This window comes from Sandaracinus amylolyticus, from assembly GCF_021631985.1.
Taxonomy (GTDB): Bacteria; Myxococcota_A; Polyangia; order Polyangiales; family Sandaracinaceae; genus Sandaracinus; species Sandaracinus amylolyticus_A.
This window is the reverse complement of sequence record NZ_CP070225.1, coordinates 5,911,563-5,934,847: the sequence shown is the minus strand read 5'-3', so window position 1 is coordinate 5,934,847 and position 23,285 is coordinate 5,911,563. Positions and strand designations below refer to the sequence as shown.

The 23,285-nt window shown below is 72.3% G+C and carries 12 protein-coding genes and 1 riboswitch; of the genes, 9 read left to right on the top strand and 3 right to left on the bottom strand.

Features of this window, described 5'->3' with window-relative positions; genetic code table 11:
• The first annotated feature begins 4 nt into the window (after positions 1 to 4).
• Positions 5 to 215: riboswitch (cobalamin riboswitch) on the top strand.
• A 77-nt stretch (positions 216 to 292) separates the two neighbouring features.
• Genes I5071_RS25070 through cobU form a run of 6 tightly spaced genes read left to right on the top strand, consistent with a single transcriptional unit; the run spans position 293 to position 6,749 of the window.
• The gene (locus tag I5071_RS25070) at positions 293 to 2,302 is read left to right on the top strand and encodes a TonB-dependent receptor plug domain-containing protein (protein WP_236515352.1); all 2,010 of its coding nucleotides are present in this window, start codon (positions 293 to 295) and stop codon (positions 2,300 to 2,302) included.
• Positions 2,302 to 3,537 (top strand): hypothetical protein, encoded by a 1,236-nt coding sequence (locus tag I5071_RS25065; protein WP_236515351.1) that lies wholly within the window; start codon positions 2,302 to 2,304, stop codon positions 3,535 to 3,537. Before I5071_RS25070 ends, I5071_RS25065 begins: the two co-directional genes overlap by 1 nt.
• Before the next feature lie 5 nt (positions 3,538 to 3,542).
• Entirely contained in the window at positions 3,543 to 4,436 is an 894-nt protein-coding gene (locus I5071_RS25060) for an ABC transporter substrate-binding protein (RefSeq protein WP_236515350.1), read from the top strand.
• Positions 4,433 to 5,443 carry a FecCD family ABC transporter permease gene (locus tag I5071_RS25055; protein ID WP_236515349.1) on the top strand — a complete coding sequence of 337 codons (1,011 nt, stop codon included), beginning with the start codon at positions 4,433 to 4,435 and terminating at the stop codon, positions 5,441 to 5,443. The genes I5071_RS25060 and I5071_RS25055 overlap by 4 nt, the downstream gene beginning before the upstream one ends.
• Entirely contained in the window at positions 5,440 to 6,213 is a 774-nt protein-coding gene (locus I5071_RS25050; RefSeq protein ID WP_236515348.1) for an ABC transporter ATP-binding protein, read from the top strand. Before I5071_RS25055 ends, I5071_RS25050 begins: the two co-directional genes overlap by 4 nt.
• Positions 6,210 to 6,749 carry a bifunctional adenosylcobinamide kinase/adenosylcobinamide-phosphate guanylyltransferase gene (cobU, locus tag I5071_RS25045; protein ID WP_236515347.1) on the top strand — a complete coding sequence of 180 codons (540 nt, stop codon included), beginning with the start codon at positions 6,210 to 6,212 and terminating at the stop codon, positions 6,747 to 6,749. Before I5071_RS25050 ends, cobU begins: the two co-directional genes overlap by 4 nt.
• Positions 6,750 to 6,807: 58 nt before the next feature.
• On the opposite strand, the gene I5071_RS25040 is transcribed toward cobU, so the two are convergent.
• The gene (locus I5071_RS25040) at positions 6,808 to 8,577 is read right to left on the bottom strand and encodes a hypothetical protein (protein ID WP_236515346.1); all 1,770 of its coding nucleotides are present in this window, start codon (positions 8,575 to 8,577) and stop codon (positions 6,808 to 6,810) included.
• Positions 8,578 to 8,636: 59 nt separating this feature from the next.
• On the opposite strand from I5071_RS25040, the gene I5071_RS25035 reads away from it, so the two are divergent.
• Positions 8,637 to 9,494 (top strand): polysaccharide deacetylase family protein, encoded by an 858-nt coding sequence (locus I5071_RS25035; RefSeq protein ID WP_236515345.1) that lies wholly within the window; start codon positions 8,637 to 8,639, stop codon positions 9,492 to 9,494.
• Between the two features lie 5 nt (positions 9,495 to 9,499).
• Here I5071_RS25035 and I5071_RS25030 read toward each other — a convergent pair whose 3' ends face one another.
• Positions 9,500 to 10,741 carry a GYF domain-containing protein gene (locus I5071_RS25030; protein ID WP_236515344.1) on the bottom strand — a complete coding sequence of 414 codons (1,242 nt, stop codon included), beginning with the start codon at positions 10,739 to 10,741 and terminating at the stop codon, positions 9,500 to 9,502.
• 122 nt (positions 10,742 to 10,863) lie between these two features.
• Positions 10,864 to 16,914 carry a toxin TcdB middle/N-terminal domain-containing protein gene (locus I5071_RS25025; RefSeq protein ID WP_236515343.1) on the bottom strand — a complete coding sequence of 2,017 codons (6,051 nt, stop codon included), beginning with the start codon at positions 16,912 to 16,914 and terminating at the stop codon, positions 10,864 to 10,866.
• 210 nt (positions 16,915 to 17,124) lie between these two features.
• On the opposite strand from I5071_RS25025, the gene I5071_RS25020 reads away from it, so the two are divergent.
• Together I5071_RS25020 and I5071_RS25015 are read left to right on the top strand one after the other, a co-directional pair.
• Positions 17,125 to 17,598 (top strand): hypothetical protein, encoded by a 474-nt coding sequence (locus I5071_RS25020; protein ID WP_236515342.1) that lies wholly within the window; start codon positions 17,125 to 17,127, stop codon positions 17,596 to 17,598.
• A gap of 10 nt (positions 17,599 to 17,608) precedes the next feature.
• Positions 17,609 to 23,254, top strand: coding sequence for a hypothetical protein (locus tag I5071_RS25015; protein WP_236515341.1), 5,646 nt, complete (start codon positions 17,609 to 17,611; stop codon positions 23,252 to 23,254).
• Positions 23,255 to 23,285 lie beyond the last annotated feature (31 nt).

Here is a 23,285-nt window from a genome sequence, read left to right as displayed (position 1 = left end):
GCGCACGGTCCGGCCCGCCAGCGGTGCGATCGGAGTGACCGATCGCCCCGAGGGAACCCGGTGAGATTCCGGGGCTGCCCCGCAGCGGTGTGCAGGAACGACCGTCGCGACGACCACTGCGCGTTCTCCACGCGCGGGAAGGCGCGACCAGTAGGTGGGCCGACCTCGGCCCGCGCCTGCGAGCCCGAAGACCTGCCGTTGGTGTCGTGCCTCCATCGCACGACGTGCCTCGGACCTCGAGGGCGGGTCCGCGCACCGGTGGCGCGCGCTCGCGCGTCGCCTCGGAGGTCGCGTGGCGGTCGTGCGGCGGATGCTCGCGTGGTGGCTCGTGGTGTCGATCGCGTGGTGCGCGATCGCGACGGGCGTCGTGCATGCGCAGGACGAGCACACGTTCCGCGCGCGTGCCGAGGTCGAGCGACCGATCGCGGCGCGCGCACCGCTCGATCCCACCGCGTCGGGCACGCGGGTCGAGGTCGAGCCGACGAGCGGCGAGTCGCTGCGCGAGGTGATCGCGCGCGTGCCCGGCGCGCGTGCGCTCGGGACCGGCGGGCTCGGCCACTCGCTCGGGCTCAGCTTGCGCGGCGCGGACGTCGCGCACTCGACGGTGATGCTCGGCGATCTCCCGCTCACCGGGCCCGATCTCGGCGCGTTCGATCTCGGGGTGCTCGATCTCGGATCGATCGCGGCGATCGAGGTCTATCGCGGCGGTGCGCCGGCGATGCTGGGCGAGGGTGCGATCGGCGGCGTGATCCGTCTCGTCCCTTCGCGCGCCGAAGGTCGTGGTGCCGGCGCGTCGCTCGCGTACGGCTCGTTCGACACCGCGATCGCGAGGGCATGGGGCGCGGTGCGCAGCGGGCGGCTCGCGTCGCTCGTCGCGGTGTCGTTCGACACCGCCGACAACGACTATCCGTTCCTCGACGACGGCGGCACGCGGCTCGACCCCACCGACGATCGCGAGCGCACGCGGCGCAACGCGCGCACGCGCGGCGCGAGCGGGCTCTTGCACCTCGAGGTGCCGCTCGACGAGGGCGAGCTCGAAGCGGTGATGCTCTGGGTCAGCCGCGCGTCCGGGGTGCCCGGCGCGGGATCGCAGCTCGCGAGCGACGCACGGCGGACGCTCGATCGCTACGCGGGCAGTGTCGCGTATCGGCTCGGAGGGAACGTCGCGGGGCACGCGCTCTCGCTCGAGGTGATGGGCGGCGGTTGGTACGGGCGCGCGGCGTTCCTCGATCCGATCAACGAGCTCGGCACCGGTCAGCACGCGAGCGACGATCGACAGCTCCGCGCCTTCGGCCGGGTCGCGGGCACGTGGTCGCCGGTGCGCGAATTCGCGCTGCGGGCGCTGCTCACCGCGCGTCACGATCGGCTCGAGCCCGACGATCCCCTGGTGCGCACGTCGCTCGGCGACTCGCATCGCGACGGGCTCGTCGCGGTGATCGAGGGCGCGATCGATCCACGCATCGATCGCGTGCGCATCGCGCTGCGGCCCTCGGTGCGCCTCGAGTGGACCGACGCGACGCTCGAGCAGATCGAGCTCGTCTCGCGGCTCGCGCGCAGCGTCGAGGTGATCGCGCCGACGTTCCGGCTCGGCGCGGCGATCGCGCCGATCGCAGGGCTCGCGGTCTCCGCGTCGATCGCGCACGGCACGCGGATCCCGTCGATGGTCGAGCTCTTCGGCGATCGCGCGACGCTGGTGGCGAACGTGCGCCTCGAGCCCGAGCGCGCGACCTCGATCGATGCCGGCGTGACGCTGCAGGAGCGCATCGCGCCGGGGCTCGAGATCGACGGCGAGCTGCGCGGGTTCGTGTCGCTCGCGGAGTCGCTGATTCGGTATCGACGCACTGCGCAGTACACGGCGATCGCCGAGAACGTGGCGAGCGCGACGATCGCGGGGCTCGAGGTCGGGCTCGATCTGCGCGCGCTCGATCACCTGAGGCTCGAGGGCGCGCTCACGTTCCTCGATGCGCGCGACGGGCTCGGGCGGCTGCTCCCGTTCCGCCCGCAGTGGCAGGGCTTCGCGCGCATCGAGGCGAGCACGGGGCCCGCGCTCGGGCCCGGCGTCGTGCTCTCGGGCTTCACGAGCGCGACGTACTCCGCGGCCAACGCGGTCGACCCCGCGAACCTCGTCGTGATCGCCGAGCGCACGTGGATCGACGTGGGCGCGCGCGTGGAGCTCTTCGGCGCGATCGGGATCTCGTGCGCGCTGCGCGACGTGCTCGACGCGCGTGGCCAGGACTTCCTCGGCCTTCCTCTTCCCGGCCGGCGCTTCGTCGCGCAGGCCGACATCCAAGGAGATCTGTGATGCGACGTGGGATCGGGCTCGCGGCGGTGCTGGTGATCGGGTGCGGCGGAGGCTCGGAGCCGGGGGGCATCGTGCCTCTCTCGGAGGAGCCGGCATACGCGGTCGTGCTCAGCGACTACACGAGCACCGCGATCGCGATGGTGCGCGCCGACGGGACCGCGGTCGACGAGCGCTGGGTGACCTCGGGCACCGAGACGCCGGGGCTCGTCGCCGCGCTCTCTGGCGACGTCGCGATCCCGAGCGCGGGCCTCGGCGACGGGACGCTGTGGCTGCTCGATCGGTTCCGCACCGACGTGCTCACGCGCATCGAGGTGCCGAGCGGCGAGGTGCTCGGTCAGGTGCGCACCCACGACGCGGGCGAGGGCGAGAGCGGTTGGTCGTCGAACCCCCACGACGTCGCGCTCATCGCCGACGATCTCGCGTGGATCTCGCGCTTCGAGCCGAACCTCGATCCGGCGGCGCCCGAGCTCGAGCGCGGCAACGATCTCTACGCGATCGATCCCTCGACGATGACCCGACGCGGGATGCGGATCGGTCTCTCGCAGTACGACGTCGAGGTGGCGGGCGCCGACGGAACGAGCGCGACCGCGTTCGCGCGTCCCTCGTCGATCGTGCGGCTCGGCGACGTGCTCGTGGTCGGGCTCGCGCGGCTCACCGTGGCGTTCGACGGAGCCGGGCCGGGCGCGATCGCCGAGGTCACGATCGCGACCGGCGAGACGCGCCTGATCGAGCTCGAGGGACTGCACGACTGTGCGCGCGTGGTGCCCGCGGGCGAGCGCGCGATCGTGGGATGCGCGGGATTCGGCGACATGGCCGGCAAGCGCGCGACCGCGGGGATCGCCGTGGTCGAGCTCGTCGATGGGCACGTGGAGATCACCCGCACGCTGCGCTTCGGCGACGACGAGCAGCTCCCGGTCGCGTCGCAGGGCGTGGTGCACGTCGACGCGGATCGTGTGCTCGCGTTCGAGTGGGGCGCGTTCGATCCCGCGACGCCCGATCGGCTCTTCGAGATCGATCTCGCGACCGGGAGCGCGGTGGAGATCGCGAGCTCGGCCGGGCCCTTCGAGCTGGGCTCACCGCTCTTCGACGGTGCGGAGGACCTCGCGCTCGTGCCCGACGCATCGCGCGGCCTGCGGCGATTCGTGCGTGGCGAGGACGGGACGTGGTCGGAGATGGACGCGATCGAGCTCGCGACCGATCTCGCACTGCCGGTGCGTCACATCGCGCGCCTCTGAGACCCATGCAGCGCGCGCTCATCCTGATCTCGACCTGCCTCGCGCTCGCGGCGTGCGGTGCGCCCGCTCGCGAGCCGACCGGAGACACGATCTCGATCGAGGACGAGCGAGGCCGGACCGTGCGGCTCGCGCGGCCGGCGACGCGCATCGTGAGCCTGCTCGCGTCGCACACCGAGACCCTGGTCGCGCTCGGGGTCGGCGATCGGATCGTGGGCCGCGACACGTACAGCACGGGCTCGCCGGAGATCGAGGCACTGCCCGATCTCGGCGGGCTCGAGCCCAACGTCGAGGCGGTCGCTGCGCTGCAGCCGGACCTCGTGATCGCCGCGGAGTACGGGACGCAAGCGGGGGTGCTCGAGCAGGCGGGCCTGCCGGTGTGGGCCGGGAGCGCGCAGCGCTACGACGAGGTGTTCGAGGTGCTCGACGCGATCGCGCGGCTCGTCGGTCGTGCGAGCGAGGGCGAACGGATCGCGCGCGAGCTGCGCGACCGGATCGCGCGGGTCGCGGCGAGGGCGCACGGAGCTCGACGCGTGCGCGTCTACTTCGAGGTCGATCCCACGCCGTACTCGGTGGGACCGCAGTCGTTCATCGGCGAGATGATCGCGCGCGCCGGCGGCGCGACGATCGCACCGGAGGCTCTCGGCGAGTTCCCTCGGCTCGCGCTCGAGGAGATCGTGATGCGCGATCCCGAGGTCGTGATCGGGCTCTCGCTCGACGAGGCCCGGGCACGCCCCGGATGGTCGAGCATCACCGCGGTCCGGAGCGGGCGCGTGCGCGCGCTCGCGGATGCCGAGCGCGACGTGATCGTGCGCGCCGGCACCCGGATCGACGAGGGGCTGGGGGTGTTGCTCGAGATCATCCACCCCGAGCTCGCCGAGCGATCGGAGATGGCGCGATGACGCGGCGCGAGGTCTCCGCGATCGTGATCGGGATCGCGCTGCTCGCGTCGGCGCTCGTGATCGCGGCGAGCATCGGCACCGTCACGATCCCGATCGACGTCGTGCTCGGCGCGGTGCTCGACGGCGGCGCCGATGCGGGCCTCGCGCACGTCGTGTGGTCGGTGCGTCTGCCGCGCGTCGCGATGTCGGCGCTGGTCGGCGCGTGTCTCGGCGCCTCGGGGGCGGGGACCCAGGCAGTGTTCCGCAATCCGCTCGCCGATCCCTACCTGCTCGGCGCGGGCAGCGGCGCGGGGCTCGGCGCGATCCTCGGCTTCGAGCTCTCCGGCGAGCTCCCTGCCGATCTCGCCGCCGCGGGCGCGGTGTCGCCGGGATCGATCGTGCCGCTCTGCGCGTTCGCGGGTGGGCTCGGCGCGGTGCTGCTCACCGCGATGCTCGCGCGGGCTCGCTCGCGCGGCAGCGAGTCGCTGATCCTCGCGGGTGTCGTCGTGGGCAACATGCTCGCGGCGATCACGACGTTCCTGCTCCTGCGCGAAGGGGAGCGGCTGCGCGCGGTGATCACGTGGACGCTCGGCAACCTCGCGCTCGCGAGCTGGCGACAGGTGGGCGAGCTCGCGCCCTACGTCGTCGTGTCGCTCGCCGCGTTGATGCTCGTCGCGCGTCCGCTCGATGCGCTGCAGCTCGGCGACGACACCGCCGAGACGCTCGGCGTGCGGGTCGTCGCGACCCGGCGGATCACCCTCGCCGCCGCGACCCTCGCGACCAGCGCGTCGATCGCGTACGTCGGCGTGATCGGGTTCGTCGGGCTCGTCGCGCCGCACGTCGCGCGACGGCTGATTTCGCCGACCCACCGCGCGCTGGTCCCCGCATCGGCGCTCTGCGGCGCGCTGCTGCTGGTGCTCGCCGACCTCGGTGCGCGCACGATCGTGCGACCCGCGGAGCTCCCGGTCGGCATCGTGCTCACGCTCGTCGGGGGGCCCTTCGTGCTGCTCGTGCTGAGGGCGCGATGAGCGCGGTGATCGCGTGTCGCGCGCTCGACGTCCGGTACGGCGTCCGGCGTGTGCTCGCCGGGATCGATCTCGAGATCGCGCGCGGTGAGCTGGTCGCGCTGATCGGCCCCAACGCGGTCGGCAAGAGCACGCTGGTGCGCGCGCTCGCCGGCGTGCTCCGGCCGAGCGCGGGCGAGGTGATCGTGCGCGCGCCGCGAGCCCGCACGCTCGCGTACGTCGGGCAGAGCGAGCCGCTGCCGTCCGAGTTCACGGTGCACGACGTCGTCGCGCTGGGGCGCTTGCCGCACCAAGGGCTCTTCGGCGCCGCGCTCGGGCTCCGCGACCGCGCGGCGATCGCCCGCGCCCTCGATGCGACGGGGACCGCAGCCCTCGCGCAGCGCAGGATCGGTGAGCTCTCGGGCGGCGAGCGCCAGCGCGTCGCGCTCGCGCGCGCGCTCGCCCAGGAGCCCGAGGTGCTCCTCCTCGACGAGCCGCTCGCGCACCTCGACGTGCGACATCGAGCCGAGGTGCTCGGCGCGCTGCGACGCGAGTCGGCGCGCGGGACGGCCGCGCTCTGCGTGATCCACGAGCTCGCGCTCGCGAGCTACGTGGATCGCTGCGTGTTGCTCCACGGCGGCGCAGAAGGCGCGCGGATCGTCGCGGACGGAACACCGGTCGACGTGCTGCGCGCCGATCGGCTCGAGGACGTCTACGGCGTTCCCTTCGACGTCGAGGTGCGCGACGGACGCGTGCGCGCGGTGGCCCGGATGGCCTGGGAGGAGTGGAGATGAGCGAGGGACGGATCGTGCTCGTCGGTGGTGGTGCGCGCTCGGGGAAGAGCAGCTTCGCGCTGCGCCTGGCGCGAGAGCGCGGTGAGCGGAGGGTGTTCGTGGCGACCGCGAAGATCACCGACGACGACATGGCGGCGCGGATCGAACGTCATCGCGCGGAGCGCCCGGACTTCCGCACCGTGGAGGAGCCGATCGCGCTCGCGAGCGCGGTGCGCGCGATCCGCGACGCGGACGTGGTGGTCATCGACTGCATGACGTTCTTCGTCTCGAGCCTCATGCTCGCGGGCCACGACGGAGAGGCGATCCTCGCGCGCGTCGACGAGCTGACTGCGGCGCTGAAGACCGCGCCGTTCACGTCGATCCTGGTCACCAACGAGGTCGGGATGTCGGTGCACCCGCCGACCGAGCTGGGGCGACGTTTCCAGGACTACACGGGCTGGTGTCATCAGCGCCTGTCGCGCGCGGCCGACGAGGTCTATCTCGCGGTGATCGGGACGATGTTGCGAGTGCGTCCGTCGCCGGTGGAAGCGATGTGAGTCGACGGCCTCGGGTGTCGAGTCGACGACACCCGAGACCATTCTCGAGATCGTCGCCTCAGAAGCCGCGCACGACTCCGACGAATCCGAGCTCTCTCACCAGCGCTGCGGACTCCGGCTGTGCCGCCAGTCCGCCGTTGAACTGCTGGAAGAACACGAATCGCTGCGGGGTGAGCGCGCGCGAGTCGACGCGAATCTCACCGCGATAGTCGTTGGTGAGATTGTTCGCGAGATCTTCGATGATCAGGTGATTCGACGTTCCGTCGCCATTGGGCGTCACGATCGAGGCGATCGGCGCGCTGCGATCGAACGACGGTGCGATGATGATCCCGCGGAACGCGCCGGTCGTGTGGTTCCGGACGAACTGCAGGCGCTTCGTGCCGGCGACGACGATCACCGCCTCCTGGATGCCGTCCGCGAAGGTCTGTCGCGACTCGAACGAGACTCCGCCCAGCTGCGTGCGGCGGACCTCGACGCGACGGCCGCGTGCGTCGGTCTCGAACGTCGGGACCGTGACGTCGATGAAGCGCTGGAGATCGTCGGTCGAGTTCCGCGCGACGGCGTTCACGATACCGAAGATCGCACCGGAATTCCCGGGGCTGCCGACACGCGCCATGTCGAGCTGGAAGAAGCGCAGATCGAGGAGCGGCGGGAACTGTCCCGCGCCGACGTCGACACCTCCACCACCGCCTCCGCCGCCGACGGCAACGCCCGCGTCGACAGCACCGCCGCCGCCGGCGACGCCCGCGTCGACAGCACCGCCGCCGCCCGCACCCGCTCCTCCTCCTCCGCCCGCAGCTTCACCGCCCGCTGCCGCGACTGCCGCCGTGACCTTCCGCGCGAGGTCGCGCGAGGTCTCGTCGAACGCGCGATCGATCTGAGTGAACTCGAGCAGGCGGAGCGGCTCCCGCGCCGTGCCGAACAAGCCGAGGTGCGTGTAATTCGCGCGCCCGTCGTTCAACAGGTCGTACGCACTGCCCTCGATGCGATTGCCGCCCTGCAGCGGGACCGCGATCATCCGATGGCGCGTGTCGCGATCGGCCGGTGAGCGGTACTCGCCGTCGAACGACGTCGTCGTGAGGTTCTGCGTGAACGAGACGATCGTCACGCCGTCGAACACGATCGTGCCGGTGTAGACGACCTGTCCGCCGACGAGCCGCGCGGTCTGCGTGAAGCGCGCGCGAGGGGCGGTGCGCGTCCGCGTCGCGACGCCGCTCGTCACGCTGAAGACGTCGTTCTGCACCTGCGCTTCCTGCTGATCGAGGAAGGCCTTCAAGTTCAGCGTATTGAACACGAAGAGCTGGAGGATCCCCTGGCGCCGCCCGCCGTCGAACGTGAGCTCCGTGCCCTGGATCGCGTTGCCGACGCGAGGATCCATGTCCCAGACGCTCGCGTCGAAGATCGGTGGGAAGTCCGCGGCCGTCGTGCTCCCGCGCTCCACTGCCGCGCGGAGCCGTGCGTACTCGCGTGAGAGTGCCCAGATGTCCGAGTCGAGATCGGAAGTGGGGCTCGCGCATCCCGCCACGCCGAGCGTGGCGAACAAGATGGCGAACGGAAGCCTCAGGGCAGCGTGGATGGAGCTCCGGTGACTGGTCATGCTCTCGCCCTCGTGAGGTCGGCAGAGGCGCGACGCGATCGTCGGCGACTCGTCGAGTGCTCGTGTCGCTCGATTGGCAACATGTGTGCCTCGGTCGGAGCACCGCAATCGCCGCGATTTCGCGGGTGTTTCGGCCGGAGCGCCGCTCGCTCTCGGGGCGCAGCGCTTGTCCCGCGCGATGGGGACTGCCGTGCTCACCGCATGGTTGTCCGCGAGGTGACCGGCGCCCATGAGCGAGCGTCATGGAACGGTCGACCCGGCGAAGAAGCGATCCAGTCGGCCGACTGATCATGCTCTCTGCGCTGCTCGGTGCGTGTGCGGGCCCATCGCCCGGCGCGAGCGACACGCACGACGGCAGCGTCGGCTCGACCGGCGAAGATCTCTGCGAGGCCTGGGTCCACCCGCCACCACCCGCGCGCTCGTGGTGCAGCGGCCTCGAGGTGATGGACGATCTCGACGGACGCCGCGTCGCGATCACGTTCGACGACGGCCCTTCGTCTCGCACCACGCCCGCGATCCTCGGCGCGCTGCGCGCCGCGGACGTGCCCGCGACCTTCTTCGTCGTGGGCCGCATGCTCGAGGACGCGCGACAGCGCGAGCTGCTGCGCGAGATCCACGCGGACCCGCTCTTCGACGTCGCGAATCACTCGTACACGCATCCCGACTCGCTGATGCTGAGCGTCGAAGAGCTCGAGTCGGAGGTGCACGAGACGAACGAGGCGATTCGCGCGTCGCTCGGCGACCCTTGTTATTTCCCGCGCTATTACCGATTTCCCTACGGCTCGGCGAATTGCCGGGAGACGCGCGCGCCCGAGGCGTTCGGGATGGCAGTCGCGGGGTTCGACATCGACGTGGCGGACTGGTGCTTCGACGAAGAAGGTCGCTGCGAGGCCAGCCGCGCGACGTGGATCCCGCCGCAGTACCTCGACGACATGATCGGATTCCTGCTCGCGCGTCTCGAGGAGGAGGACGGTGGGATCGTCCTCCTCCACGACGTGATGCCGTACACCGCGGCGGTGCTGCCCGAGCTGCTCGAGCGCGTGCGCGCGGCGGGGTTCACGTTCGTGCGGCTCGAGGAGCTACCGCGCTTGAACGACGCGGTGAATCCGCCCGAGCCGCCGATGTGCTGCCACGGCGAGATCCACTGAGCGATTCAGATCCGGAACGGATACTCGATCGTGAGGCTCTCGCGCGCGAAGCGCGTGAACGTGACGCCGCGCACCGCACGCGCGACGCACGAGCCCGCGGGTGTGCCGGCGAGCGGTCCTTCGACGACGGCGCTCGTGACGCGGCCGGTGTCGCCCGACGCGGTGATGCGCACCATCGCGAGGCCGTGGCCGTGCTCGGCGCACGCGGCGACCGCGGAGTGAGCGCGCGTGAGGGCGCGGTCGACGTCCTCGCGATCCGGCGTGGCGGGCAGCGCGGGCGCGGGCGCAGAGGGCGCGTCCGACGGCTCGGCCTCGGTCGGCGCGTCCACCGCGGCCTCGAGCAGCGCGTCGATCGAGGAGACGTGCTCCGGCTCCTCGTCGCTGGTCTCGGGGGCGGCCTCGGGAGGTGCGACGACCGGCTCGCTCGGCGGCGTCGCTTCGACGATCTCGGGCTCGTCGAGCGTGCTCGGCTGCGCGCGGATCGCAGGCGCGGGCGAGCTCGTGACGCGCATCGGAGGCGGAGGAGGTGCGAGGGGCGGGGGCGCGTCCTCGTCGGTGGCGCGCACGACGGGCGGCGCGACCTCGTCTTGGTGGGCCACGTCCCGGTGCTCGAGCGGCGCGGCCTCGACGAACATCGGACCCGGTGTGAGCGGCGCGCTCGCGACCTGGATCGCGAGCGGCGCCGTGTCGTGCTCGCCGGCGTTCGACGCGAGCATCGGCGCGACGGCGACCGCGGCGACGATGCAGGCGCCCAGCAGCGCTCCGCGTGCGAACGACGCGCTGCGCCGGGGCGCCACCGAGGTCGGGATCGCCGTCGGCGGGACGCTCGCCTCGGCGGTGATGGTCGGCCGCGGCGGGAGCGAGGGACGCGCGCGCGAGGTCGCGAGCAGCGCGCCGAGATCGACGCGACCCGAGCCGGTGATCTCGTCGCGTCGCGCGAGATCGCGGATCGGCGGCGGCGGGATCGTGAGGGCCCGTGCGGGCGCTCGTTGCGAGGGACCCGCCGCGCGGATCGCGGCGACGATCTCCGGGACCTCACGCGCGGGCGCCCATTCGTCGACGCCCTCGCGCCAGACGGGCGCATCGGCGCTGCCCGGCTGCGCGCGCAGCGCGCGGGCGAGCTCGTCGCGGGTGATGGGCCCGATCAACGTGCCGTCGAGCACGCCGTACCAACACGGCTCGCACCGATCGCAGCGCTCACCCGGCGCGCTCGTGCGCGCACCGCACCCTCCGCAGACGAGATCCATTCGTGCTCCCCCCCGGCGCGCAATCGCGCGCCGCGTCGCGATGCCCCGCGACGTCTCATGAGCACGATCCGGCGTGACGAGAAGATCCTGTCGACGCTGCATCTCGTCGGCGGAGGGCACGGTCAGAAGTCCGCGTGCGCCGGGACGCCCTCCGGCATCACGGTCCGGTAATAGAACTTGAGATCACCACCGGTCCTGCTCCCGGGCGGAGCCACTCCCGTGTGGACCGTGCCCACGTGGATCCAGCCGTCCTCGCGATCGAGGTTCGCGTGCACGCCGACCATCTGCATCCCCACCAAGCTCGCGCGTCCGAGGGGATCGATGGTCAGGAGCTTCGTCGCGTCCTTGTCGACGCCGCGGAGGAAGCTGGCCGTGTTGCGATCACCTCCCTGCACCTTCAGCTCCGCCACGATCGGGTACCGCCCCGCACCGTCGCGGAAGATGAAGTCGGCGCGCAGGTCGCCGTCCTCTTCGTACGCCGGGCGCTCGAGCCTGACGCGGAGATCGCCGTCTCCTTCGGCGGCGAAGAGGATCTCGCCCTGCAGCCATCGCTCGAGCCCGCCGTGCTCGCGGTGCATCCGCGAGACGCGCGCCGCACCGTGGTCGCCGGTGACCAATCGATGGAGCGCCCAGCCCGCGTTCGCGACGACCTGTCGTCCGGTGAGCCCGCGCGGATCGACGCGGCTGACGAGGCCGTTGCCGACGTACGCATAGGCGTCGACCGCTTCGCCGACGAGCGCCGCGGGCAGCGCGCGGGGCGCGTGGAACGCGGGATCGGGGCGGGTCCAACGGAGCGTCGTGGGCTCGAGCCAGCGCTGCTCGAAGCGCACCAGATCGAGGCCTTGGAGCTCCTCCTGTCCGCTGAAGCCGCGGGTGTCGACGTAGCCCGACTCGCTCGCTGCGCCGGCGGGGAGGCGGAACCGACGGCGCCCGCGCGCGGCTCCGTCCGCGTCGATCGCACCGATCACGCTCCCCAGATGATCGGTGTGCAGCGTCGCGAACGCATCGCCCGCCTCGACGAGCAACCGGCGGCACGCGCTGCGCAGCAGCACGCCCGCGCGCGCGCCGGCGCCTGCGACCTCGAGCGCACGCGCGTCGGCCGCGGTGATCGCGCCGTCGGGATCGACGAGCGGCGCCACGTCGTCGAGCACGATCGGCGCGAGCGCGACCGACGTCGCGCGCGCCACCCGTCGCTCACCGAGGCGCGTGTAGAGCACGCCCACTCCGTCGCGCACCTCGAAGTCGCGCGTCACGTAGAGCGTGACCGCGTCGCCCTCGATCGTCGCGACCGGCGTCATCGCGGGGCCGTATGCGAGCTCGACGATCACCTCGCCGTCGCGGCGCGCGCGCACGAGACGTCCGAGGTGATCCCACTCGAGCGCGGTGTCGCCGCGGCGCACCAGCTGTCCGGCGTCGTCGTGCTCGAACGTGATCGCGCCCGCGCGCACGATCGTGTTCGGTCGCGTCGCGTCGTACGCGAGCTCGCCGAGGTGCGCCGCGCTCGCCGCGCCGAGGCTCGACGTAGCGGAGACCACGTCGTCGACGGTGTCGTACGACCACGACTGGAGCTCTTCCTCGCCCTCGCGCTCGAAGCGCGCGCTCGTGACGCGATACCACGCGTCGTGCTCGTACTCCGCGGACCACGGCGCACCGAGGAGCGTGGCGTCGTCGTGCGCGCGCTCGACGTTGCCCGCGCGGTCGTACTCGTACCCGAAGTCCGCGAGCGCTTCGCCGGCGCGCGTGGTGGTGCGCCGCGCGACGATGCGCATGCGCGCGTCGTGCTCGAACGAGTCGAGCGCGCCGTTCTCGAAGCGCACGCTGCGCTCCCGTCCCCGCGCCTCGTACGCGACCTCCGCGACCACGCCGTCGATCGCGATCGGGCGCGACGCTCCGTCGTACGTGGTGCTCACGCGCCGTCCGTCGGGATGCACCACGAGCACCGGGCGGCCCGCGTCGTCCCACGTGTAGCGCGTCCGGTAGTCGAAGCCTCCGACCGTGCGCTGCTCGAGCACGCGCTGTCCGCGCGCGTCGAAGCCGAAGCGATCGACGCCGCGCACGTCGCCGCCCATCCGCGCGACGAGGCGCTCCGGCAGCGGATACGAGACCTCGACGAGCTGACCCTCCGCGTGGGTGCAGTCGCGCGGATCGCACGTCGCCGCGAGGTCGTAGCGGAAGCGCAGCTCGGTCTCCTCGCGACGCGCGTCGTCCCACTGGGCCGACGGACGGTTCGCGCCGTCGTACGCGATGCGCGTCACCACGCCGCGCGCGTCGGTGCGCGCGATGACGTTGCCCGCGTCGTCGTGCTCGAACGTCGTGAGCCCGGAGCTCGGATCGTCGATCTCGAGCGTGCGGCCGAGCCGATCGAGGCGCTGCGTCTTGCGGTGCCCGGCGGGATCGATCAGCGCGACGACACGGCCGAGCCCGTCGTGCTCGAAGCGCGTCGTCGGGCCGGATCCCTCGGGCGCGAGGCGTCGCTCGATCGCGACGGTGAGGCCGAGCCCGTTCGAGCGCGTGATGGTCGGCGTGCCGGCGTGCGGGCTCGCAGGATCGAGGTCTTCCTCGTCGTGATCGATCTGCGCGAGCGGCAGGTACTGCGTCTCGCGGATCGAGGGCTCGCCGTAGATCGACGCGTCGGGCAGCGTGCGGCGGATCTCGCGCCCGCTCGCGTCGTAGCGCACCGTCTCGAACGCGACGTCGGACGGCGGCTCGATCGAGCAGTCGTCGCTCGTCGCGAGGTGCGGTTGGTGCTCGCGCACCGGCGCGCCGCGCGCGTTGAGCGTGCGGAAGCCGCTCACCTGCCAGCGCCCGTCGCCGAGCGCATGGCGCTCCTGGAACGCGCGACCGCGTCCGTCGAGGCACTGCACGCGCTCGAGGTCGAGCGGGCCGCCCTGCACCGAGCGCTCGCGGATCCGGATGCGGCTCGCGGGCGCGCCGAGCTCCCACGAGATCTCCATCGTCGGCGCGGCGAAGGTGTCGCCCGGCTTCACGATCGCGATGCGCCGGCCGAGCCCGTCGTAGCGATGGCTCGTGACGTGACGCGCCGAGCGGATCGTCTCGCCCTGCACGAGCATCCAGCTCGTCGCGTCGCTGATCTGATCGAACGCGGGCTCGTAGCTGTACTCGCGCCGCAGTCGGTACGGCTCGCCCTCGGGCGAGACGAGGTGCACGTCGGTGCGCACCACGCGCAGTCCGGTCGGGTCGTACACGTGACTGCGCCGGTGGGTGGTGGCGTCGTCGGGTGAGCCGTTCGGATCGATCTCGACGATGGTGTTGCCGTGCTCGTCGAACGCGCGCCGCGCCTGCTCGATCACGACGTCGGCGTCGCGACGCGCGGTGACGCGGGTGGGGAGGCCGCGCGTGAGGCGCCCCGGGGGCAGGCCGACGAAGGGATCGCCGTCGTAGGAGATCGACTCTTCGCTCGCCTCGCCGCCCTCGCGCCCGAAGCGACGCACGGTGACGGGACGACCGAGGATCCAGCGCCCGTCGGTGCTCGCGCCCGGCGCCACGTAGGTCGTGTCGACGTACTGCTCGTCGCCGAGGCACTGCTCGCCACACGCCTCACCGAACGCGTCCGCACCGCGGGTGCACACGCCGCACGCCACGCCGCCGCGGCTCACCACGCCGAGCTGCGCCTCGCGCACGACGTTGCCGTATCCGTCGTAGGCGCGCGTGGTGCGCAGCGTGGCCCACTCCGCGGCGGGCGCGCCCTCTTGCAGCACGACGTCGCGCTGGATCTCGCAGACGTGGCGCACCGCGAACGGCGAGCGCAGCGGGGTCGCCTCCGCGACGTCGCAGTCGTCGTAGCCGACGTGCGTCTCGCGCAGCGCGCGCTCCGGCGCGTCGCCGGAGAACGAGCGCTCCACGAGCAGACGTCCGGCGCGGTACGGATCGCGATCGCCGACGTCGAATTCGCGCACCGTGCGGCCCGCCTCCTGGGTGTCGTGCGCGCCATCCGGCGCGAGCCGCTGCTCGACCCACGCGAAGCCGCGGAGCTGTCGCTCCTCGCCGTCGTAGAAGCCGTTCGCGTAGCGATAGGTCTGCACCTCGTGCAGGCCGGTGAGCGTGACCCACGTGTCGTAGCGGACGACGACGTTCATCGCGAAGGGCAGCGGATGGGCCCACGTCTCGCCTCCGGTCGCGAGGCGCTGATCGAGCGTCGTGCCGTACGCGATCTCCTGCACCATGCCGACGCCGTTCTCGATGCGGCTCAGGAGGTGCGGCGGCGACACGAAGAGCTCGAGGTAACGAACGCGGCCCGCCGGCTCGATCCACACGACGTCGCGCGTGCCGTTGCCGTTCATGTCGGCGAAGAGGACGGTGTCGCGCGGACCACGCGCGGGCAGACCTCCGTCGACCTGCTCGTTCGTGATCGTCGCGAAGTCGTCGAAGCGCCCGTGGCGGTTGAGCGCGTACTGCACGGTGCTGCCCGCGACGAGCACGAGATCGTCGAGCCCGTCGGCGTTCACGTCCTCGAGGGCCAGCAGCTCGACGACCGAGCGATCGACCGCGGGGCCGTCCATCAGCGTCCACTCGCCCCACCGCGCGAAGCCGAGGTTGAGCCGATAGCGGACCTCGCCTTCGTCGCCCACCGACGTCGGGTCGAGCATCCCGTCGCCGTTCAGGTCCGCGAGCAACAGGCGATCGGTGTCGAAGAGCGCGCCGATCGGCTGCGCGGCCATGGGCTCGAACCCGGTGCCGGTGTTGCGCTGCACCGTCGTCGTCTGCGTGCTCGAGGTGTGGAGCACGTCGATGCGCCGATCGGCGTCGACGTCGAGGAAGCGCGTGGCGCGCGGGTCCGCGTCGCCCGGCGCGTCCTCGGGGAAGTCGATGCCCGATGCGCCGTCGAAGAGACAGCCGTCCTCGCTCCAGTCGCCGCGACCGCGGTTGCACAGCGCGCGTCCGGTGACGTTGTTCACGAGATCGGCGAACCCGTCGCCGTCGATGTCGAGCAGCTGCACCTGGGGCTGCGAGAGCCGGAACCCGCTGCGCTCGCCGACGCGGCTCGTGATCGGCTCGGGGTCGAAGCGCGCGGCGCCGCTCGCATCGAGGCGCGTGAACACGAAGCGATGCGGACCGTCCTGCGACGAGTCGACGACGTCGGGCAGCGTGTCTCCGTCGAGATCGACGAGCGTCGCGTCGCCGGTGCCGATCGACCCGGCGTTCGGCAGCGTGCCCATGTCGACGACGTACGGGCGATCACACGTCGCGCATGCGGCGCCGAGCGCGCGCGAGTAGCCGAACGTCAGCTCGACCTCGTCGCGCATGCCGCCGCGACCGAGCTGCTCCACGCGCGCGAGCCGCGACGCGCCGCCTGCGTCGCGCACGTCCTGGTAGTGCAGCACGTAGGTGCGGATTACCTCGCCGCCCGCCGAGATGCGCACGCTCGCGAGGCGCTGCGCGACGCGCTCTTCGAACCCCGGCTTGGCGTCGGAGATCGGATCGGGGCGCGGCTCGTAGCGCAGCTCGATCGCGTAGCGCGGCGTCGATCCCGCGTGCACGTAGCCGATCGAGCGCAGGTACGGCACGCCGCCGATGCGCTGGTAGCCGTAGCGCACGCGGTGCCCGTGCACGTCGACGAGCTCGACGAGGTGATAGCGGAACGTCTGCCCCGCGGGGCCCGTGAGGCGCGCGTCGGGATCGATCACGCCCTCCGCGCTCGCGCCGAAGTAGCCGACGCGTCCGTCGGGGTACTCCGCGGTCCAGTAGCCCGCTGCGCCCGCGCCGTGCCACGTGTAGCGCACGAACGCGCCCTCGAAGCGTGCGCGATAGACCGGGTCGCGCGTGGGCGACGCGACGCGCACCAGCTGCTCGCCGCCGTTCGCGACGAATTCGTCGTCGGCGTCGTACGAGGGCAGACCGCGCAGCGTGAGGCGCTCGATGCTCGGCACCGCGAGCGACCACCCCATGCCCGCGATGCCGCTCCCGCTGCCCGAGCCGTAGCGCAGCGCGAGATCCGGCGTGACGCCGGGGAATCCCCGGGGCACGCGGATCGGCACCGCGTAGCTCATCTGACCCATGTTCGGATCGACGGTCGCGTTGTCGCCGAGCCCTTCGATCGATCCGGGGCCCTCGGGCAGGCTCACGCGATCGTCGGACACGCCGGTCTGCGCGCGCACCGTCGCGCTCGCGAGCACCACACCGACCACGATCGCGATCGCGGTCGCGCGATGCACGCCGCGGGAATGATCGTCCCTTCGCTGCACGTTCCCCCGTCCTCCGCGGCCGCGTTCGTCGCGAGGTCCGCGCGCGAACCTTTCCCACCGGCGCGACGGGGCGAGCCATTCGGACGCGCGTCGTAAGCGCTGGGCGAAGCGCTTAGCTCATTCGTCCACCTTTCTCGCGCTGCCACGCACCGGCCAAGGTCCGGCCGCGGAGGGGCAGCGATGCGCGAGAGACGGCGCAGGGCGCGAGTCGTCCTGCTGGGTGTGCTGTTCGCGGCGATCGGCGGGTGTGATCCCGGCACGGGGTGCGAGCGCGGCGCGCTCGGGTGCGCGTGCGGGGAGGGCGGGCGCTGCGACGAGGGCCTCACGTGCGATCCGAGCGCGGGCCGCTGCGCGCCGGTGCGCACCGTCGGGCTCGGCGTGATCGATCCCGCGGCGCGCAGCTGCGAGGTGCTGCTCGAGGACGCGGCCGCGTCGGTGCGAGGAGCGCGCTTCGAGTCGTCGCTGCGCGGAGAGATGGTGCGGCAGGCGCCGCGCGCCGCGCTCGCGTTCCACGCGCTCGCGGATCGCCCGATCGACGCATCGGCGATCCGCATCGAGGTGCTCGGCGAAGGGAGCCCGCGCATCGCCCGCGCGCAGTGCTTCGACGCCGACGGAGCGCCGCTGACCGGCGGGGGGATCGAGACCGATGGTTGATCACGGACGGATGCGCGCCGCGTGGGCGCTCGTGCTGCTGCTCGCCGCGTGTGACGGCGCAGCGAGCATCGAGCCCGCAGCTTGCGACGAGGGGACGCTCGGATGCGCGTGCGCGGAGGGCGATGCCTGCGGGACCACGCCGTCGGGTGAGCCGCTCGCGTGTCGTCGCGGCATCTGTCTCGCCGCCGACTGCGACCCCGGCGAGAGCGGCTGCGTGTGCCTCGGCGGGACATCGTGCACTGCGAGCACCGACACCTGCGAGGACGGCGTGTGTCGCCCCGAGGGCTGCGCCGACGGCGAGCAGCGCTGCGCGTGCCTCGGCGGCACCTGCGCACGAGGCCTCTACTGCGATCGCGGCCTCGGCGGCGGCACATGCGTCGACGACACCGGCCACCCCGGGGGTGCGTGCCTGGTCAACGGTCTCTGCCACGACGCGAATCGCTGCGACGTCGAGACCCGCACCTGCGTCTCGTGCGAGCCGGGCACGCAGGGCTGCCTCGCGACCGCGTCGGGCGCGTGCAACGCGGGACTCGTCGTGCTCGCGGGGCGCTGTCTCGCGCCGCACGAGGTGCGCCCCGACGAGCCGCGCTGCTACACGCGCTGCCGCGGCGACGCGCGCACCGAGGACGGCGTGCGCACCTGCGACGCCGACGGCTTCATCGAGGGCTGTCTCGACGGCTACGAGTGCGTCGACGGGACGTGCGTCGAGCCCGGCGGGTCAGCGCCGAGCTGCGCGAGCGACGCCGACTGCCCCGACTTCCAGGCGTGCCTCCACGACGGCGCCGGTCGTCACTGCTACGCGAACTGCGAGAGCGCGCAGGACTGCGGCGTCGGCCTCACCTGCGATCGTCACGTGTGCCGCGTCCCGTGCGAGCGCGCGACGAGCGCGGCGGACGAGTGCCCGGCGGGACACTTCTGCCACTCGATCGACGGCACCTCGGGCGTGTGCCGCGAGCTCGCGCGCGAGATGGACGGCGATCCGCGCGAGGTGCGCGGGACGTTCACGCTGAGCACCGATCACGTGCAGCTCGGCAGCGCGGTGGTCGTCGGCGAAGTGCAGCTCTCCACCGACAGCCTGCTGGCCGAGACCTTCGAGGTCGTGCGCCAGGAGCACCGCGCGTACGACGCGACCGGCGCGCTCGTCGACGCGCAGCACCGCGACGAAGGGGGCTCGCCGCTCGGGTTCGTGAGCCTGCGCGTGCGCGACGGGGAGAGCGCGAGCGGCGATGCACCGCTGATCGTCGTCGCGCGCCCGTCGTGTGGCCTCGACTGCCCGGTGATCGAGGTCCAGGCGGACGGTGCGATGCCGGAGCGCTGGGCGCGATGGGAGGGCGCGCTGCGCATCCGTCATCCCGAGCTCGGCGAGCGCGACGTGAGCGTCGTGTTCGCGCGCGGCGCGTCGGGTCGGTGGAGCGGCGTGATGCGCTACTTCGGCTCGTTCCCCGATCGTGGCCTCGACGAGCTCGCGGCGGCGCGCGGTCCCGCGAAGATCGCGGCGGCGCAGCGCGTGCAAAACGGGCTCGTGCAGGTCTGGGGCGCGTACCGCAGCGGCGCGCTGCCGGGCCGCTGGAGCGAGCTCTCCGCGATCCTCACCGCGACCGACAGCGAGTCGTGGCGCTGGCGCAGCGTGCAGGATGCGTGTCGCACCGCGTTCAGCCGGCTCGGCGAGGAGTTCCGCGGCGCCTGTTATCTCTACGACGGCGCGGCGGGTGGCCTGCGTCGCTACGTCTCGAACGTCGACGCGGCGCCGATCCCAACCGGCGCGGTGACATATCCGATCGCGATCGATCTGCAGGACGCGCCGACCGGTCGCGCGCCCCATCGCGTCGCGGGCGTGATCGACAGCGCGGTCGCGCTCCACTACGCGGGCTCGCCCGCCATCGAGATCGCGTTCACGAGCGCGCCCGGCGCGCCGGGTGTGTGCCCCGGCGGCGAGTGCGTGGTGCCGATCACGTCGCTGCGCGCCGACATCCACGTCGGCGGGCGCGCGCCCGCGCTCTCGACCAGCGTGTGCGGTGCGGACGCGGTGCTCACGTCGTCGCCGTGGCTCGTCCCCGAGCTCACCACCGACACGATCTTCGACCCCGAGACCGGCGGCCGAGCGCGCTTCGAGTGCCGCGATCGCCGCTTCCCGTATCCCGCGGATCCCACGCACAGCGCGAGCCTCACCGGCGGGAACCCGGTGCCCGACGGCCACGCGATGCACCGCCGCCTGCGCGCGCTCGACGGCGCGCTGGTCGGGGCGGATCGCATGTTCGTGCTCTTCGAGGAGCACCTCGTCTCGCGCGCCGATCCCGAAGGCACGCGCGCGTACGGCTACCTCGTGCTCGAGCGCAGCTCGGAGATCGCGCTGCCCGACGCGGTGCCCTCCGAGGCGCTCGCCGAGCAGACCGACGCACCGATGCCGCTCGACGACGTCTCGCGCGCACCGGCGGGCCCGGTCTGCGAGCGCACGCTCGTGCAGCGCGCGCTCGGCGCCGCGCCCTCGAGGCTCACCGACGAGCAGGCGCGCGTCCTCGCGGGCGCGCTGATCACCGGCGTGCCCGCGACGCGCGATGGCAGCGAGCCGCACACCTACCCGCGCGACGACGTGTTCTACCTCTGCGTCGACACCGGGCGCTTCTATGGAGGCCCGTCCGGCCTGCAGAGCGCGCTCCCGCCGGAGTGCCCGGACGAGAGCAACGTCCGCTTCTTCACCATCGCGGACCCCGTGCTCACGCCGAGCGCGATCGTGGCCCACAGCTGTCAGGACCGCGGTGCGTGCGGCGAGGTGCTCGACGAGTGGGCCCAGCGCACCCGCCCCACCGTCGCGATCGATCCGGTGTGGCTCTGCGAGGGAGGCGCGACCTACTGCAGCGAGGACCGCGACGATCTGCGCGCCGGCAAGGTGTTCTTCGAGCCGCGCGAGGACGGCGTCGAAGAGGCGCTGTTCCCGCCGCTCTCCGCGCTGGTGCAGGACGCCTTCCGCTATCGCTCGCGCTTCCAGAGCGACGAGGGCGACCAGCTCGGCTTCGCGCCCACCGCGTGCGAGGGCACCGGGTACAGCACGCCGTACTGCTACGACCCCGCGCTGCTCGAGGAGGTGCTCGCGCGCACCGACTGCCTTCTCGCGCTCTATCTCGAGCACGCCGATCCGCCGGGGACCGAGGCGTGGCGCACGCTGCGCGGCGCGCTCTCGACGAGCATGGGCATGGCGGGCCCGAGCCACGTGGGGCCGCTGCCCGACGGCTTCGAGCGCCTCTACGCGGAGCTGCTCGTCGTGCTCGGCGACGAGGCGCACACCCGCGCGCTGCGCTCGCGCTTCGACATCGCCGCGGAGAGCCTCGCGGCGTTCCCGGGCTCGGCGCTCGAGGAGAACGGCGTCGATCTCACGGGCATCGCCGGCTACGAGATGCGCTCGCTGTACCAGGCGGTGCAGTACTTCCAGCTCGCGACGGATCGTTTCTATCGCGTGCTCGCGCCCGTGGTGGAGGCCGCGGACGTGCGCACCGACGTGGGCGAGGCGGGCACCGCGGTGATCACGCAGGAGCTCGTGACCGGCTACCTCGAGCGCCTGATCGGCGCCTCGACCAAGAAGGCGCGCGCGTGGGCCGAGATCGCGACGCGCTACCAGTCGCTCGCGCGCTCCGATCTCGCGCGCCGCGTGCTCGAGCGCGCGTACTCCGAGACCTTCCTCGAGTCCGTGATCCTCTCGCGGCTCATGCTGCGCATCGCCGATCGGGTGCGCGCGAGCCAGCGCGCCCAGATCGTGTCGGAGATCGAGCAGGCCCAGCGTCGCTACCGCGTCGCGCTCGGCGAGATGCGCGAGGTCCACGCGACGCTGCGCGACGACGTCAACGCGTTCGGCTTCGCACCGGACTACGTGCCGCTGCCCGCCGTCGACGAGAGCGACACGCGCTTCAGCAACGCGTTCGAGGCCGTGCTCGGGATCGCCCGCCTCCGCGCCGAGACCGCGCGCCGCTACGAGGACGACGCGATCGCGAGCAACCGCAGCTTCGAGACCGACGAGGCGTCGTTCCAGGCGGAGCTGGTGCGCATCGCGCTCGCGCACGAGCAGCGCCTCGGGCAGGTGTGCGGCGGCTTCCGAGCGCGCGACGGGCGCGTGTACCCCGCGATCCGCAAGTACGCGCCGCTCTCCGAGCGCACCGCGTTCCTCGGTGATCCCTGCGGCATGGTGGGCAACGGCGAGCTCTCCGCGCGCTTCGTCGAGCTGATGCAGCTGCGCGACGAGCAGCGCCTCTTCCGACTGCAGGTCGATCACCTCTTCGAGCGCATGGCCGACGAGCAGACGCGTCTCGCCGGGCGCTGTGATCTCTCCCAGGAGATCGCGGACTTCCAGTACGAGGCCGACGGTCGCGTCGTGTCGCTCGAGGGCGCCGCGCGGAACATGCGCAACGCGGTCTCGGGCATGGACCGCGCGATGAACGCGCTCTCGAACGTCATGCTCCTCACGCAGGGCGCCGCCGACTGCATGACGCCGTGGGAGTGCATCACCGACGGCGGCGCGCTCTCGCTCTTCACGCTCGGCTCGGCGATCGCCACCGCGGGCGCGATCGCGCTCGAGACGACCGCCACCCAGATCGAGATCGACGCGGACCGCGTGCGCATCGACACCGCGCACTGGGTCGCGAGCCAGGAGTGTCGCGAGCTCACGATCGAGTCCGAGCCGATCATGCGGGACCTCTGGCGCCAGGTGGCCGAGCACCACCTCGAGGCGCTGCAATTCCAGCATCGGTTCGCGCTCATCCGGTCCGAGATGGAGCGACTGCACCTCGAGGCGCAGCGCATCCAGGAGGAGCAGCACGAGGCGGAGGAGCTCGCGGTCGACATCGAACGATCGCGCAACGATCCGAACGTGCGCGTCTATCGGAACGCGTCGGTCATGACTGCCGACGACACGTTCCGCCGCGCGCTCGAGCATGCCTATCGCGCGACTCGCATGTTCGAGTACTACACGAGCCAGAGCTACGAGCGCGCGGGCCAGCTCCATCTCATCCGGATGGTCGCGCACGACTTCCCGAACCTCGACTCGTATCTCGATCAGCTCGAGGACGACTACGAGGAGTTCCGAGTCCGGTTCCGCACGCGCGCGCGTCGTGTCCAGCGCATCTCGGTCGCGGATCACGTGTTCCAGATCCCGTTCCGCGAGGGCGGCGTGGAGCTCACGACCACCGAGCGCCGGCGCCGCTTCTACGAGCGGCTCACCGATCCCCGCAACCTCGACCCGAGCGGCGCGTGGACCGTGCCCTTCTCCACGTCGTTCGAGCGCCTCTCGCCCTGCACGTTCAACCATCAGATCGAGCACATCGAGGTGCAGCTCGAGGGCACGGGCTTCGGCGACGACGAGGCGGACCTGCTCATCTGGCAGGAGGGGACCGGCACGCTGCGGACCGTCGCCGAGGGCAATCGATTCCACAGACTGCCGCCCTCGTTGATCGTGGCCAATCCGTACTTCAATCGCGCCAACACCGTATTCGACCCCACGGTGTACCGGCGTCACGAGATGCGCGAGCGGCCCTTCGTGAACACCAATTGGCGCCTCGTCTTCGATCAGCTCCAGAACATCGAGAATCGAGATATCGATCTGACGCTGATCGAGGACATCGTCCTGTACGTCTATTACACGGATTTCACCGATCCCAACGCCTGTCGTTGAATCGGGGGGAGCGACGATGCTCGAGCGATGG